Source organism: Paenibacillus sp. JT22N1 (assembly GCF_059692155.1).
Window position 1 is genome coordinate 320,285 of the sequence record NZ_JCAUAW010000008.1, and the last position, 14,855, is coordinate 335,139.

12 protein-coding genes are annotated in these 14,855 nt (G+C 44.1%); 5 read left to right on the forward strand and 7 right to left on the reverse strand.

What is annotated here, in order from left to right; translation table 11 throughout:
- Window positions 1–3 precede the first annotated feature (3 nt).
- Window positions 4–1,764: a sensor histidine kinase gene (locus AC58UU_RS17815; RefSeq protein WP_497317802.1), complete on the forward strand. Its 1,761-nt coding sequence runs from the start codon at window positions 4–6 to the stop codon at window positions 1,762–1,764.
- A 67-nt stretch (window positions 1,765–1,831) separates the two neighbouring features.
- On the opposite strand, the gene AC58UU_RS17820 is transcribed toward AC58UU_RS17815, so the two are convergent.
- From AC58UU_RS17820 to AC58UU_RS17835, 4 genes are read right to left on the reverse strand one after another with little or no spacing between them, the layout of a single operon-like run.
- Window positions 1,832–2,842: a FecCD family ABC transporter permease gene (locus tag AC58UU_RS17820; RefSeq protein WP_497317804.1), complete on the reverse strand. Its 1,011-nt coding sequence runs from the start codon at window positions 2,840–2,842 to the stop codon at window positions 1,832–1,834.
- Window positions 2,839–3,849 (reverse strand): FecCD family ABC transporter permease, encoded by a 1,011-nt coding sequence (locus tag AC58UU_RS17825; RefSeq protein ID WP_497317806.1) that lies wholly within the window; start codon window positions 3,847–3,849, stop codon window positions 2,839–2,841. The genes AC58UU_RS17820 and AC58UU_RS17825 overlap by 4 nt, the downstream gene beginning before the upstream one ends.
- On the reverse strand, window positions 3,846–4,769 hold the full coding sequence (locus AC58UU_RS17830; RefSeq protein ID WP_497317808.1) for an iron-hydroxamate ABC transporter substrate-binding protein: 924 nt from the start codon (window positions 4,767–4,769) through the stop codon (window positions 3,846–3,848). The genes AC58UU_RS17825 and AC58UU_RS17830 overlap by 4 nt, the downstream gene beginning before the upstream one ends.
- Window positions 4,720–5,565: an ABC transporter ATP-binding protein gene (locus tag AC58UU_RS17835; protein WP_497317810.1), complete on the reverse strand. Its 846-nt coding sequence runs from the start codon at window positions 5,563–5,565 to the stop codon at window positions 4,720–4,722. Before AC58UU_RS17835 ends, AC58UU_RS17830 begins: the two co-directional genes overlap by 50 nt.
- Before the next feature lie 196 nt (window positions 5,566–5,761).
- Between AC58UU_RS17835 and AC58UU_RS17840 the strand changes: the two genes are divergently transcribed.
- Window positions 5,762–6,811, forward strand: a complete 1,050-nt coding sequence (locus AC58UU_RS17840; protein ID WP_497317812.1) for an NAD(P)/FAD-dependent oxidoreductase — start codon at window positions 5,762–5,764, stop codon at window positions 6,809–6,811.
- A gap of 59 nt (window positions 6,812–6,870) precedes the next feature.
- Here the strand turns inward: AC58UU_RS17840 and AC58UU_RS17845 are convergent, their stop codons facing one another.
- On the reverse strand, window positions 6,871–8,712 hold the full coding sequence (locus AC58UU_RS17845) for an asparaginase domain-containing protein (RefSeq protein ID WP_497317814.1): 1,842 nt from the start codon (window positions 8,710–8,712) through the stop codon (window positions 6,871–6,873).
- Window positions 8,713–8,776: 64 nt separating this feature from the next.
- Window positions 8,777–9,973, reverse strand: coding sequence for an asparaginase (locus AC58UU_RS17850; protein ID WP_497317816.1), 1,197 nt, complete (start codon window positions 9,971–9,973; stop codon window positions 8,777–8,779).
- A gap of 385 nt (window positions 9,974–10,358) precedes the next feature.
- On the opposite strand from AC58UU_RS17850, the gene AC58UU_RS17855 reads away from it, so the two are divergent.
- Entirely contained in the window at window positions 10,359–10,946 is a 588-nt protein-coding gene (locus AC58UU_RS17855) for a TetR/AcrR family transcriptional regulator (RefSeq protein WP_497317818.1), read from the forward strand.
- Between the two features lie 102 nt (window positions 10,947–11,048).
- Here AC58UU_RS17855 and AC58UU_RS17860 read toward each other — a convergent pair whose 3' ends face one another.
- A complete protein-coding gene (locus AC58UU_RS17860) occupies window positions 11,049–12,389 on the reverse strand; it encodes an aminotransferase-like domain-containing protein (RefSeq protein ID WP_497317820.1) in 1,341 nt (446 codons plus the stop codon).
- 150 nt (window positions 12,390–12,539) lie between these two features.
- On the opposite strand from AC58UU_RS17860, the gene AC58UU_RS17865 reads away from it, so the two are divergent.
- Complete coding sequence (locus AC58UU_RS17865; RefSeq protein ID WP_497317821.1) at window positions 12,540–13,490, forward strand: DMT family transporter; 951 nt, start codon at window positions 12,540–12,542, stop codon at window positions 13,488–13,490.
- 188 nt (window positions 13,491–13,678) lie between these two features.
- Window positions 13,679–14,467 carry a DUF2935 domain-containing protein gene (locus AC58UU_RS17870; RefSeq protein WP_497317823.1) on the forward strand — a complete coding sequence of 263 codons (789 nt, stop codon included), beginning with the start codon at window positions 13,679–13,681 and terminating at the stop codon, window positions 14,465–14,467.
- Window positions 14,468–14,855: the final 388 nt, after the last annotated feature.

Consider the following 14,855-nt stretch of genomic DNA (forward strand, 5'->3'; position numbering starts at 1 on the left):
ATAATGAGACGATTAACTAAAGGCTTTATGCCCTTCGGCTATAAATTGATGTTGTCTTACTCGGCGTTCGTCATAATTCCGCTGCTGCTTGTTGCATATACCGCGAATTCGATTTTCGTTAAATCAATCCGCGAGCAAACTCACAGCAACTTGTCCGGAACTCTTCAACAGATCAGAGATAATATTACTTATAAGCTGGAAGATTCGGTTCGCCTGTCCGATATGCTTTATTTTGACAGAACGTTCATCTACTATTTGCGGAACGCCGATGCAGGTTGGGCCAGCTATGAGGCCACGACCAAGCAGATTCTTCCTAAGATCATGACCTCTATTGAAATGCCCAGCAGTAAATTGTGGCTGTCCGTGTATTTTCATAACGTATCGATTCCTGAAATTTATCATAACTACGAGAATCAGGACCCGATGGTTGCGAAAAGCCGGACATACGATTTATATCAGATTAGTAGAATCGCTCAAAGCTCGTGGTATCTGGATATCCCTCAAGAGAAATACGGTATTACGAAGCAATGGAAGCAAATCGAGGATGATGCGAAATACGGCCGAATCTCTCTTTTAAGACGAATCGTAGACAACAGCAATATGGGTACGCTGGAGGAAGTGGGGTTCGTCCGGATCAGTGCGCAGTTGTCCGATTTGATGGAGAGCATCGACTACGAAAAAATAGGCGAAAGCACCGCTTTGTTCATTCTTGACGAGAATGGCCGAGTGCTCACCTCATCGGGAACGGCCGATATCCAGCCCGGACAATTATGGCGGAATGACCTTGCACGATCAGATCTAGTCATACAGGAGGATTTACCGGATCCGCATTGGCGGCTTGTTGCCCTCGTTCCCACGGAACTTACGGATCGTGACACGAAGCGCTTGCGAAATTGGACGATCTTGATTTGTGCGTTATGTTTTATCGTGTTCTCGTTAGTGGGGGCATTAATTTCCAAGTATTTCTCGAAGCGGGTCTCCAAGATTGTATCTGTGTTAGATGCTTTTCATGAAGGAGATTTTGGGAAGCGAATCCACTTTAAGGGCCATGACGAATTCACGCAGATTTCCTTAGCTTTGAATGAGATGGGGCAAAACACTGGTGATTTGATCCGGGAAGTGTACGAAACGAACCTCCGAAAGAAAGAGGCCGAGCTCGCGTCTCTGCAAGCCCAGATCAATCCGCACTTCTTGTATAACACGTTATCCTCGATAAGCCGCCTTGCCATGTTCGGCAAGCTGGATAAAGTGGTGCAGATGGTCAAGGATTTGGCAAAGTTTTACCGGCTCACCTTAAATGAAGGACGAACGTTGATTCCGATTCGTGACGAGGTCGCACAGGCCAAGGCTTATTTGAACATTCAGAAGACAAAATATGGGGATCGGATGACAGTGTTTTACGACATTGATCCGCAGATCCTCTCGTATACGACGGTTAAGCTTATTCTGCAGCCGTTTTTGGAGAATGTGATGAAATACGCCTGGTGCGGCGACAGCATTCGCATGAGAATCGTTGGCGAGCTGGTTGGTGGGACTGTTGTTTTCAAAGTGATTGACGACGGGATCGGCATCCATCCTGAAACGATACGTCAAATCTTCGACCCTATTGACAGCATTAACACTGGCTACGGAATCCGCAATGTGGATCAGCGCATTCACCTTTACTACGGCAAGGACTACGGGGTTTCGATTTACAGTCGGCCCGGCATCGGAACGACGATTCGGATCGTGATTCCGGCAACGCTGAATGAGGAAGAAGTATAGCTGTGATGAATGACGAAAAAACTGAACCCTTTTTTCCAGAGGCTCAGTTTTTTTGTCATATATACGCTTATTTTTTCAATAATAAATACATAAAATACGGCGCCCCAATTAAAGCGACCATAATGCCGGCGGGAATTCCATCAGGTTCAATCACATTACGTCCAACGGTGTCGGCCATTAATAACAGCCAACCACCAATCAGAATGGCGACTGGAATAAATAATTGATTTCTGGGTCCTACCAAAGCTTTGGCCATGTGCGGAGCCATGAGTCCAATGAAGGCAATTCCTCCAGTGACAGAAACGGCCGAAGCGGCCAGGGCAACCGCTGTTAAAAGTAAGACGATACGTTCCTTTTCAACGGATACACCTACGCCGATGGCCACAGGTTCGCCTAGTCCAAGCAGATTCAAACGATTTGCTTTGTATAAGGTGAATGGAATGAGTAGGGCTAACCATGGAAGAATTGCCCAAATAAAAGGCCAGTCAGATCCCCAAATACTTCCGGCTAACCATTTTGCGATAAAATCGACTTTGGCCCGTTCAGCAGATGAAATAATGACAATCATGATCCCGGATAGCGCCATTGAAAATCCGACTCCAATTAGCACTAATCTGACGGGTTGAAGGCCGACGGTGCGGTTATACGAAAGCAGATAGATGAAGCATGCCGTAATTAAAGCACCAATAAAAGCGACAAGTGGGAGCAGATAAATAAACGATCCCGCCTTGATAGGAAAAAATAAAAAGAATACGGCAATAGCAACACCAGCCCCAGAGTTAATGCCAATAATGCCCGGATCAGCTAAATCATTTCGTGTAATTCCTTGTAAAATAGCACCCGATAAGGCAAGTGCCATTCCGGCTAGCAGTGTAATCACCATACGTGGCAGTCGGATCGAAAATAAAACAAACTCTTCTTTGAATGTACCTTGACCGAGAAGGGTGGGAATCAGCCTATCATAGGATATTGAGGAGTATCCCATTCCCATCCCGAGAACGATCGTCATCGTAATAAGTGCAAGTGAACCATATAATAGCAGCCGTTGTTTTTTAATTAAAGCAGGAGGATGAATCATGAGAATGCCTTTCCTCCCTTACGTATAATGAACAAGAAAAAGGGCAAACCCATCATTGCCACAATGGCCGCCACAGGTGTTTCATAGGGAGAATTGATCGTACGTCCAAGGGTATCCGCAAAAAGCATAAATACGGCCCCTATAATTGCCGACATTGGCACAATAAAACGATAATCGGTTCCAACAATGGCGCGAACAATATGTGGAATCATCAAACCAATGAACGCCATATTCCCAACAAGCGCAACAGAGGCACCCGCGAGTAAGACAATGATGATAAAAAGAACGGTTTTGATTTGTGTCGTCTTCTGTCCTAACCCAACAGCGACTTCTTCACTTAAACTTAGAATGGTAAGCTGCCTGGAGAGGAGTAGGGAAATCAGTGTACCGATCGTAATAAATGGCGCAATGACTTGGAGTTGGCCCCATGAAGTGCCGATCAACCCTCCTACCGTCCACATGGATACATCTTTTGAAATTTTAAAATAAATACCGATACCTTCCGAGATCGCGTATAGGAACGCAGATACAGCTGCTCCGGCTAATACTATGCGAAGAGGAGAGAAGCCGCCTTTTTTCGCTGCGCCAATACCGAAGACGATGCTTGCACCTACAGCAGCTCCAATAAAACAAGCAATCGTAATCCCGAAGTAATTGGCTGAAGGGATAAAAGCAATCGTAAACGCCAGGGCCGCGTTTGCCCCAGCGGTCAAGCCAAGTAAACCTGGATCAGCAAGCGGGTTTCTGGTCATCCCTTGCATAATGGCACCGGACACGGCCAGCGCGGCTCCAACAAAAATCCCTGCAATTTCACGGGGGAGACGGATTTCGCGAATGATCGAGATTTTATCACCTGCAGCATGAGAAGTAAGGGCCAGCAAGACATCTTTGACGGTAACATCTGCGGCCCCAAATGCCATGGAAACAATAAACATACACACAAAGACTATTATTCCAGCAATCAGTTTATAAACGAATGGGATGATCCGTTGATGTTCGGTAATCATTTACTACCTAAGTTTTTAACAAAGAAATCGAGTTGGTATTCTAATGTCTGTGGATCATTGAAATAGAACTCTTTCGCATTGACTTCAAATAGTTGTTTGTTTTTAACCGCTGGAATGTTTTTGTAGGTATCGGTTTGTTGGAACGAATTATCTGTGTCTGGGTTCTTGCTGAAGATAACGTAGTCACCTGCGTACTCCGGAAGCACTTCCAAAGACAAGGCGTAGTAGCCGGCTTTTAAAGCCATTTCTTTGACTTTTTTAGGCATTTCTAGCTTCATTTCTTGGTAAAGAATTTCGGTGCCACGACCCCAGTTATTCCCGAAGACGTAAAGCTGTTTGTCGAAATTTTCAACAACAGAAATCGTTTTGTCCGCACTAATCTTTGTTTTAATGTCTTCTCCGGCTTTCTGCGCCCGTTTTTTAAAGTCAGTAATCCAGGCTTGCGCTTCTTTTTCTTTATTTAAAAGTTTGCCGATTTCTAAGTGCTGGGTTAAATAATCTACCTTTCCGTATGTATACGTTACTGTAGGGGCAATTTGCTTCAATTTATCCACGTTTTTAACACTGGATAGACCAATGATTAAATCCGGTTTTAATTCAATCAGTTTTTCTAGACTTTCATCGGAAACTTCTTGCGCAGTTTTCAATGTTGTTTCGAAGCGCGGGTTCATTTTAGACCATGAATCGACACCAACAAGATTAACTTTTAGAGCCATTACATTACCTGCAAAAGAAGAAAGGACAACGACGCGTTGCGGATTGGCTGGAACTTCGACAGGTCCATTTTCAGATTGGTAGGTAATGGTTGTTGGTTTGTTTTCAGCTTTCGCTGCGTTCTTCTCTGTTTGGGTTGTTTGGCTGCTGCAAGCACTAAGAGCTAATGAGATGAAGAGCAGGAACGGAATGAGTCGTTTGTTCATTTTGGTTATCTCCCTTTAATAAATTGTAGGTAACGCACATAGGTTTATTTGTTCGAGGATCTCGTCCGATTTCAGCGTCAATGTGGAAAACTTTCTTGAGCACGTCATGATTTATCACTTCTTCGCAAGTGCCAGCTTTCACGATTTCACCATCTTTAAGAGCGATGATATAATCAGCAAATCGAGCTGCATGATTTAAATCATGGAGGACCATGACAATCGTGCGTTCCTGTTCCCTATTTAGTTTTTGCAAAAGCTCTAGAACCTCTAATTGATGAGCTAGATCTAAATAGGTGGTAGGTTCGTCAAGGAAGATAATCTCCGTTTCTTGCGCAAGCGCCATGGCAATCCATACGCGCTGTCGTTGCCCTCCAGATAGTGCATCTACAGGACGAAACTTAAAGTCAATGGTACCTGTAACTTCAAGTGCCCAGTCGATCACTTCATAGTCCTTTTTCGATAAGCGCCCAAAGCCCGTTTGATAAGGAAAGCGCCCATAGGATACTAACTCACCGACGGTTAAACCACTTGCACTCTCAGGCGCTTGTGGAAGGATCGCCATTTTTCTAGCGAGTATCTTTGTATGTTCTTTGGCAATATGTTCGCCATCTAGAACAATTGAACCTGATTGATGGGAAATAATCCGCGTGGCTGCTTTCAATAGGGTAGACTTTCCACAGCCATTCGCTCCGATCATGGTGGTGATTTTCTTGTCTGGAATCTCTACACTGAGATTTTTCACAATTAAACGGTCACCATAACTAATGTTTAGCTGATCTGTATACAGGCGAACCATGAGATAACCTCCATTTATTTCAAAATAGGTACTACCCACTAACTGATAATGATTATCAATTTCATTACAATACACACAATAAAGCGAACAATTTTATTTGTCAATAACTTTTTTTGTTGTCAAATGAGAAGAATAGACGTATATTTAATTGAGAATGATAATCATTTACGTTTCGTAGCCGAGGAGTGATCGGGGAATGGAAGAACAGGAATTGTATGATGTGACTGTCATTGGAGGAGGGCCAGCAGGGCTTTACTCAGCTTTTTATAGTGGACTTAGAGAAATGAAGACCAAGCTTATTGAGTACCAAACCCAACTGGGTGGAAAAATACATATCTATCCGGAGAAAATGATTTGGGATGTGGGAGGACACACGCCAATTCCAGGAGCGAAGCTGATTGAAAATCTTGTAGAGCAAGGACTAACGTTTCATCCAGAAGTTGTGTTGAATGAAAAGGTAGAGTCGATAACACGTAATGAAGAGGGTATTTTTGTCTTGCAAGCTGCTTCTGGTCAAAAGCATTACACGAAAACAGTTATCGTTGCTGTTGGAGGGGGAATATTGAATCCGCAAAGGCTGGAGATCGAAGGCGCAGAGAGATTTGAAGTGTCGAATTTGAACTATACCGTGAAGTCTTTACAGCATTTTAGAAACAAAACGGTGATCATTTCTGGGGGGGGCAATTCTGCAATTGATTGGGCGAATGAACTAGAGCCTATCGCCAAAAACGTTTATTTAACCTATCGAAAAGAGGCTTTAACAGGTCACGAAGCACAAGTAAAGCAGCTTATGGAGAGCTCCGTTGTTTGTTTCTTCCATACGTCCATAACCAAACTAGTTGCTAGCAGTAATCATGAAGTCATTGAACGTGTCGAACTTACCAACCATGAAACAGGTGAGGTGTCGTATTTGCCCATTGATGAAGTGATTATTAATCATGGTTATGAACGTGATACAACACTACTTAAGAATAGTGAAGTAAAGATTGCGATCGCAGATAACTATTACATTGCTGGTAATGCGGCTAGCGAATCTTCGATAGATGGAATTTATGCGGCTGGAGATATTTTACATCATGATGGGAAGCTGCATTTAATAGCCGGTGCATTCCAAGATGCAGCAAACGCAGTAAATAAAGCAAAGCAATATATCCAGCCTGAGGCTAATAAGGTTGCCATGGTGTCTTCGCATAATGAAGTCTTTAAAAAGCGCAATCGAGAATTAGTCAAACGAATGATGACCTAGAAATAAAAACCCCTCCTGTATGAATAAATCATACAAAGAGGGGTTTATGACGCTTGCTATTATTTCTTGTTCAGCATGTTAATAATGACCGTTACAGCTTCAGCTCTTGTTGTAGAGCCACTCGGAGTGTATTGGTTGTTTTCGTTACCGCTAACTACACCTGCCTGCTTAAGTGCAATGACGGCGCCTTTACCCCATGAAGGAATCTCCTGATCATCAGCAAAACCTGTAGCTGTAGAAGGATCAGCTTTCAGATTCATCGCACCTGCAATCATGGATGCCATTTCTGTGCGGGTAATTGGTTCATTCGGTCTGAATGTACCATCGTCGTAACCTTGGATGAAGTCTGCTTTGACAGCTTGCGCAACGGCATTCTTAGCCCAAGTACCGATCTCATTCTCATCAGCAAAAGCTAGCTTCGCTCCTTCGCCAACCGGCTTCAGACCATTCATCAGCATGACTGCAAATTCCGCGCGAGTAACATTCTTGTTCGGTTTAAACGAAGTGTCAGGGTAGCCCGAGACGATGCCGTCCTTGATTGCTTTCCCGATGGTTACCTCTGCCCAATGCTTCGCGATGTCGGACGGATCCACGCCAATACTTTGTGTTCCGTATGTCGCAAACCAGCCTTTGATCGTGTTGAAATCATTGGAGAATGCTAGTGATACAAGAAGCATAAGGCGGGCATGCTGTGCATTCAGGCTGTCACCGGCTAAGATGCCATCCGTCGTTCCCGGATACATCGTGCCTGAGCCCGTTCTTGTCGTCGTCACAAACACAACGCCTTGTTTAATTGCTTCTGCGCGGGCTGCGCTCATTTTGGCAGAAATCCCGCCTGCGCCTGTACCCGCAGTAACAATCCCTTTCGCACCGTCTGCGACGAAACCGTTAATGGCCCCGCTGCTAGCTTCTTGGTAGCTAGAGACGATCTCAACGATCGGTAGCTTATCCTTGGTGATGGTCTTTAAGTCGAATGGGGTTGCCCAGTCGGCTTTACCAGCTTTCATGGCGCGTCCATTCAATCGATAGATACGAATATTGCTCTCGTCGATATACCCAAGTGCACCAAGTATTGGAGTCGTAAATGTATCCAACCGGTGTGCGTTCGATTTGGTAACTTCTCTGGCCGCTTGGATGACGTCGTTCAGCATGATCACAGTGCCATACCATTTGGTTTTGCCGCTTCCGGCCAGCTTGATAGCGTTGTACAGGTTGGCAGGAGCGTCGGTGCCGATGACGTCCCAAGGCCGCATGGCGCCAGTTACAACCACTGGTTTAGGACTTCTCACGGTCAGATCGAGGAAATAGGCGATTTCCTCCATAGTGTCCGTACCTGTCGTAACCACGGCGCTATCGTAAACCTCAAGCGCTTGATCGACAGCTAGTGAAAGATCGTATAGATCAGCGATGGTGTAGCCGCCAGAGCCTTTGTTACCGAATTGGTAGGTCGTCACATCGGCGATTTTTTGTTTGCCTGGCAATTGGTTGACGAGGTCTTCAATCAAATACGTGCCTGCTTTATAGTTTTGAAAGCTCGTGCTATCCTCAGCTTTGCCAGCTAAGGTACCGCCGGTCCCAATAACAATCACGTTCGAAAGCGAAGATTGCTTGAACGTATCGGAAAGGGCTGGTATCGGGAAGCTGACAGGTTTAGGAGCAGCTTCTTCCGCTAAGACGGTTGTTGCGGCTCCTCCAAATGCCAACATGGTGCCTAACAAAGACACGATAAGGGGAAGAGCGAGCAGCTTTTTGACCACATAAGAAAGTATAAGTTTTCGGATCACGAAAACCGCTTTCTTATTGGCGATAAAACCTACCTCTAAACGCGGTCGCTCATCTTTGAATGGCCTCGATAAAGGTTTTCTCATACGACTATTATTGCTATGCTGAGTCCATGTCATTATGGTTTACCTCCTTGTTATGTGGATGGCCGATATTGGCATCTTTTCTGCGGTCTCGGAGGACTTAAGGAGTGGTAGGAAGCTGCGCATCGATTTTGACATCCTGTGTTCCATAATTAGCGAACCAGCTTTTGATCTTGGCTTGATCGTTAGAGAATGCTAGTGAAAGAAGAAGCATAAGACGAGCATGCTGCGCATTAAGGTTGTCACCTGCAATAATGCCATCCGCAGTTCCGGGATACATCGTACCTGAACCTGTTCTCGTCGTAGTAACGAAGAGTACGCCTTGTTTAATTGCCTCAGTACGAGCTGCGGTCATTTTGGCAGAAATACCGCCTGCACCGGTGCCAGCTGTTACAATCCCTTTGGCGCCATCTGCAACCAGGCCTTTAATTGCTCCTCCGCCTGCTTCTTGATAGCTATACACGATTTCTACGGCTGGCAGTTTGTCTTTCGTGATCGACTTCAAATCGAAAGGTGTAGTCCAATCCGTTGTACCAGCTTTCACTGCTCGGGCAGGAGCGCGGTAAATGCGGATACTATCGTCAATGTACCCCAGTGCGCCAAGCATTGGCGTCTCGAAGGTGTCCATGCGCTGTGCGTTGGTTTTCGTCACTTCTCTAGCTGCGTGAACAACATCGTTCAACATAAGGACTGTGCCAAACCATTTGGTCTTGCCGCTGCCTGCCAGCTTGATCGCATTATATAGGTTGGCCGGAGCATCAGTACCGATAACGTCCCAAGGCCGCATAGCGCCAGTTACGACGACTGGCTTTTCGCTGCGAACAGTCAGATCAAGGAAGTAGGCGATTTCTTCCATGGTATCGGTTCCAGTTGTAACTACGGCACTGTCATAAACCTGAAGCGCTTGATCCACAGTAAGGGAAAGATCGTACAAATCAGCGATGGTGTAGCCGCCTGATCCTTTGTTACCGAATTGGTAGGTTGTCACATCCGCGATTTTCTGTTTACCCGGCAGTTGTTTCACCAAATCTTCAATCAGATATGTACCAGCTCTATAGTTCTGAAAGCTTGTGCTATCTTCTGCTTTGCCGGCTAGGGTGCCGCCAGTTCCGATGACGATCACGTTGGAGAGTGATGATTGCTTAAATGAGTCCGAAAGAGCAGGAATCGGAAAGCTAGCCGGTTGAGCTGGAGCATCCGCTGCGAAAGCTAGTGAAGAACTGCTCCCCAACATGGTGATAGTAAGTAAAGAGAAAAGGACACGCTTGAAAACTTTTTTGCTTCGATCCAATGTCATGAAATATTACCTCCTGTGGATGATAATGGTATGTAAGACAAGATAATCTTATATGGTGTTAGATAAACTGACAAATTAATCAAACTCCTAGAAAGCGATAACAAATCTGTGTTATATACGATAATCTATCTTATACTCTGTTATTCTATGTTTTTTCAGGGTGATATTTTATTTCCAATGATCTGGAAAAGCAATATAATAATAGGGAATTCATAGGTTTATGTTATGTAATGTTACATTTGAAAGTCTGTAGCTTTTATTTTTAATGCCTATGGCATGGTTGCTTCCCATAAAATAAAAACATAAAACAAAATAACGATATTGTCATTTTCTTTTTGATACTTACTGTGATATCATGGAACTACTAATAGAGAGGGGGAGCAACATGTCCAATGATCTTCCGCTAACGAAGGAAACCATATTAGACGCGGCGGAACAGGTGCTTCGGCGTTATGGACCTGACAAAACTTCCGTTGTCGATGTGGCTCGAGCACTTCAAGTTAGCCATGGTACTCTTTATCGACACTTTGCAAGTAAAGCCTCATTAAGAGAGGCGGTAACTGAGCGATGGCTGCACAAAATCATCTTAGATCCCTTAGAAGCTATTGCCGTCCAGTCTGGTGGTAGTGCTACAGAGCGTTTGCGCACGTGGTTTGAAACCTTGATCAGTACGAAGAAGGCCTATGCAATCAATGATTCCGAAATGTTTGCCATGTACGCGGCTGTTACATTAGATGCAGTCGAAATGATAAATACGCATGTCAATCAATTAATCGATCAAATTGCCCGCATTATCGAAGAAGGAATGAAGTCCCAGGAGTTCAAATCCGTTGAATCAATCGTTACTGCGAGAGCTATTTTTATCGCTACTTCCCGTTTTCATCATCCTGCACATGCGAAGGAATGGTCATCAGACACGATTGAACAGGAATTTGCTTCGGTTTGGGATCTGCTTCTCTACGGAATCTCCTAGCAGATGAATGTATAAATAAAGCCCTTCTGATGAAAGTAATCAGAAGGGCTTTTGCTTTTAAATAGGTATTTGATTGCCTTCGGGGAGCGAAGGAACTTCGTTTCACCCAAGCATCCGCTTGATCTCATCCGCAATAAGTCGTACGCCGGCTTCGATCCGCTCCTCTGATACTTGCGTTACGCTAAGACTTAACAAATGCGCAGGATTAAACGCAGGTAAGTAATAAGGTTGGAGGTCCTGCAGAATAACACGCTTCTTACGCAATCTATCCAGCAGGGTTGGGATGTGCAGATGTGCTGGGACGATGATATGGGTGTACACACCCGAAATCACTTCAGATGGAGGTAGGTATGCAGTGTCACTGTTTGCAACTAAGGATTTATTCAGATGCATCAGTCTACGCGAATAAGAATCTCTGATTTTTCGCTTGCGCCGCTCAAACATACCACTTTGAATATAAATTTCTAATGCTGCTTGCGAGAGCATGGAACTGTCGATGTCCGATAATTTCTTGTAGTTACTGAACGTGGGCGTGAGGTCTGTAGGGAGGACGGCTGCGCCCACTCGTAATCCTGGAAACAAGATCTTGGAGTAACTTTTTAAATATACAACATGGGTTGAAGCATAAGCGAAGATGGGGTCAGATTTCGTATCGTTCTCCAAGTCAGCCAGATAATCATCTTCAACGATGTAGACGTCATAGCGTTTGGCTAGTTGGGCAATTGCTTTCTTCGTTTGTTCCGAATAAGAACTGCCGAGAGGGTTATGGAAGCGGGGCATAGTATAGAAGAACTTAATATCTTCAGTACGGAACAAGCGCTCTAATTCATCTAGATCGATGCCGCTGACTGTTCTTGTGATGCCAAAAGTAGGGATTTGATAAAGCTCCAAAAGGCGTATAAACAAATAATAACTAGGTTGTTCAAGCAACACCCCTCGTCTTCCATTCGGAAAAGGCATCAAAGCCAAGACGGATAAGGCTTGCTGCACGCCTGATGTAACGTGAATGTCGCTTGGATTCGTGAACACCTGATAGTTGGCCAAATGCTTGGTTAACACCTTTAATAAGGATGGCAGTCCTTGCGGAGTTCCGTATACGAACAATTCGTTCTTATAGGTATCAATCGCTTTATTAATACAATGTTTAAAATCCAGATAAGGAAACAGCTCAGGGTCCGGAGCACCCGAAGAGAAATCATAGGCTGATTGTTCCGTAGGATGGATGCCATCTGTTCTCTTCTGTACCGCATAATACCCGCTTTGGGGGATAGAGTAAATGAGATGGCGATTCTCAAGCTCAGTATAAGCACGAATGACCGTGCTCTTATTGCAAGAATAGGTGATAGACAGCTCCCTTATTGACGGTAGCTTTTGTCCGGATCGTATTTGTCCATTCTCAATTCGCCGTTCGATGTCATTGAAAATAAGCGAATATTTATGCATATATATGTCCCCCGCCCTTTAATTGTACCGGTACAGTTGGTCCGTAAATAGTTTGTAGTTCGACAGTATTCGTTCTATGATTGTAACCAACAGCCGGCCGGCATCAATACCAATAAAGTACCATAATTCGTTAGGAAGCGGGGGGAAATTATGAATAACCGAAAAGGAATCAAACTTGCCTATATATTTGCCATACTAAATGCGGTGATCATTGGATTTTCTTTCTTGTTTGCCAAAATAGCTCTTGATCATGCCAACCCGCTCGATACGCTCACCTATCGTTTTGCCGTTTCGTTCGCAGTCTTCTCTATCCCTGTTGCACTAGGTTTGGTTAAGCTGAATTACCGTGGCAAACCGCTAATCAAAGCTCTATTGCTGGCAACGACATATCCACTAGGATTCTTCACGCTTCAAGCGTATGGGCTGCAGCATACCTCTTCGGCAGAGGGAGGCATCCTGTACGCATTCACGCCGATCGTAACGATGGTGTTGGCTTCATTGTTTCTGAAGGAAACCACAAACATCTTCCAGAAACTGTCGATTTTCCTCTCTGTATTCGGCGTACTATTTATTTTCATCATGAAGGGGAGCACGGTAGATTTGTCAAACATGACAGGGATCATCCTGTTGGTTCTTACTTGTGTGGCCTTTGCTGGATACAGTGTTCTGGCTCGTTCGCTTTCGAAGCAGTTTAGCCCAGCGGAGATCAGTTATTTTATGCTCGGTATCGGATTTGCTACCTTTCTTGTTGTTTCGCTTTCGAGTCATGCTAGTGCGGGGACGTTTGAGGCCTTTCTTTCACCATTGTCTAACCCGACATTCATTGTGGCCATTCTCTTCCTAGGCTTGATCTCCTCACTGGTGACAGCTTTGACAGGTAACTATGTCTTGTCTAAGATAGAAGCATCCAAAATGAGCGTGTTCACTAATTTATCAACCATTGTCTCCATAGCTGCGGGAGCCCTTTTTCTTGGGGAAAAAGTGACGGTATATCACTTGATCGGCTCTGTGATGATTCTAGCGGGAGTGATCGGGACGCAATATTTGGGTCGATATAAAGTGGCTTTACCAAAGGTTAAAGCTAATCGTGTAAGAGGGTGAGGATTAACCCTTTCCTAAATATGATGAGATTCTGGAGAAGCTTCTATATAAGAAAAGTAGTTGCTGCCCGCTATGACGCCATGAGGCGTCTTTTTTCGTTTTATCTTAAAAGTAACAGGGATTGGTTTTTATAATTAGATCGTTACATACAATTAGGTAAAGTATTAGCGGGAAAGGGGCACGAACTGATGGAACAAACGTTGTTTGAGCATCGATTTTGGCTGCAAATTTTAGGGGATCATGCGAGGTTTATTTATAATGCCCTTGCTCCTGTGGAGCTCAATGATATTGCTATCGCCTATTCCTACATAAACCAATATGATCAACTCCTTGGTCAAGCGCGAATGAAGGAAGATGCCAATTTGGCTCAATTAAACAAACAAGCTTACGATTTAACGGCAAATTTACGCGAGTATAAACTGAATCTTTTAGATCGTTCTTTGCTCGGGCAAATAAAGCTTGGATTAACACCGACATTTCTCAATCATATGGTGAATGAGCTTGAGGAGTACTTCAAAATACTTATCGTGCTCATGGAGGGTAAGCCGGTCCCGAAGTATGCTCCTTTGCATCATGATTTGCTTTGGCTGACTGATGCTGCTGGTCATGCGGCAATTATTGCGACGGACTTGGATGTGGTAGAGAAGAGATTAATCAAGAAAAGCGAGCAATTTGAGAAGAATTTCAATGAGTTTTATTTAAAAGCGATTGAACTTACAGGTTATTTACGTACGTTGCGAGCCAGTTACCCTTCAATTAACAAATTCCATTCGGATGTTAATATGGAAATGTCTATATTCATGGCTTTCTTGAAAGAAGTCGAGGAGCTTGGGCTAAGTGCTGAGCTGTTATCGCGGATTAACCCTCTCGTGCCGGATCATATGTATCGCGAAGAGTGCTACTATTTATTGAAGTTGTCTCAAAGCGGAGTTGTTCCCCCGCAGAATTGTGATCCCACAAAACCTAGGGTTATGTAGTTCCTAAAAAGAATCTCTATTAAGAAGACGATAAGAAAGGCGATAAGAAGACGATAAAAAAGGGCGGTTCCTAATTGGAATCTGCCTATTTTGTTTATATTTAAAAAAACATTTAAATTGGAAAAATAAAACATTGCATTACGTTCAATAACCATGGTATATTATCACTCCGGCCGCAAGACAGGCTGGTGAAAGTAACTCGAAAAAAAGTAGTTGCAAAAGAAAAATCAGTATGGTATATTACTTCTCGCTGCTTCGGTAACACGGCAGTGAACGAAAGAAATTGATCTTTGAAAACTGAACAACGAGTGAGTAAGCACGAACGAGAAATCGTTCAAAAAGAGATTGCAAAATCTCGCTAGCAAGTCAATGAGCATTTCAGCTTTCA

Bases quoted from the DNA above. Each gene is read 5' to 3' on its own strand.
- AC58UU_RS17815 (WP_497317802.1), top strand. From the start codon at position 4: ATGAGACGATTAACTAAAGGCTTTATGCCCTTCGGCTATAAATTGATG.
- AC58UU_RS17845 (WP_497317814.1), bottom strand. From the start codon at position 8,712: ATGACATGGACTCAGCATAGCAATAATAGTCGTATGAGAAAACCTTTA.
- AC58UU_RS17860 (WP_497317820.1), bottom strand. From the start codon at position 12,389: ATGCATAAATATTCGCTTATTTTCAATGACATCGAACGGCGAATTGAG.
- AC58UU_RS17835 (WP_497317810.1), bottom strand. From the start codon at position 5,565: ATGGTTCGCCTGTATACAGATCAGCTAAACATTAGTTATGGTGACCGT.
- AC58UU_RS17825 (WP_497317806.1), bottom strand. From the start codon at position 3,849: ATGATTACCGAACATCAACGGATCATCCCATTCGTTTATAAACTGATT.
- AC58UU_RS17830 (WP_497317808.1), bottom strand. From the start codon at position 4,769: ATGAACAAACGACTCATTCCGTTCCTGCTCTTCATCTCATTAGCTCTT.
- AC58UU_RS17850 (WP_497317816.1), bottom strand. From the start codon at position 9,973: ATGACATTGGATCGAAGCAAAAAAGTTTTCAAGCGTGTCCTTTTCTCT.
- AC58UU_RS17840 (WP_497317812.1), top strand. From the start codon at position 5,762: ATGGAAGAACAGGAATTGTATGATGTGACTGTCATTGGAGGAGGGCCA.
- AC58UU_RS17870 (WP_497317823.1), top strand. From the start codon at position 13,679: ATGGAACAAACGTTGTTTGAGCATCGATTTTGGCTGCAAATTTTAGGG.
- AC58UU_RS17820 (WP_497317804.1), bottom strand. From the start codon at position 2,842: ATGATTCATCCTCCTGCTTTAATTAAAAAACAACGGCTGCTATTATAT.
- AC58UU_RS17865 (WP_497317821.1), top strand. From the start codon at position 12,540: ATGAATAACCGAAAAGGAATCAAACTTGCCTATATATTTGCCATACTA.
- AC58UU_RS17855 (WP_497317818.1), top strand. From the start codon at position 10,359: ATGTCCAATGATCTTCCGCTAACGAAGGAAACCATATTAGACGCGGCG.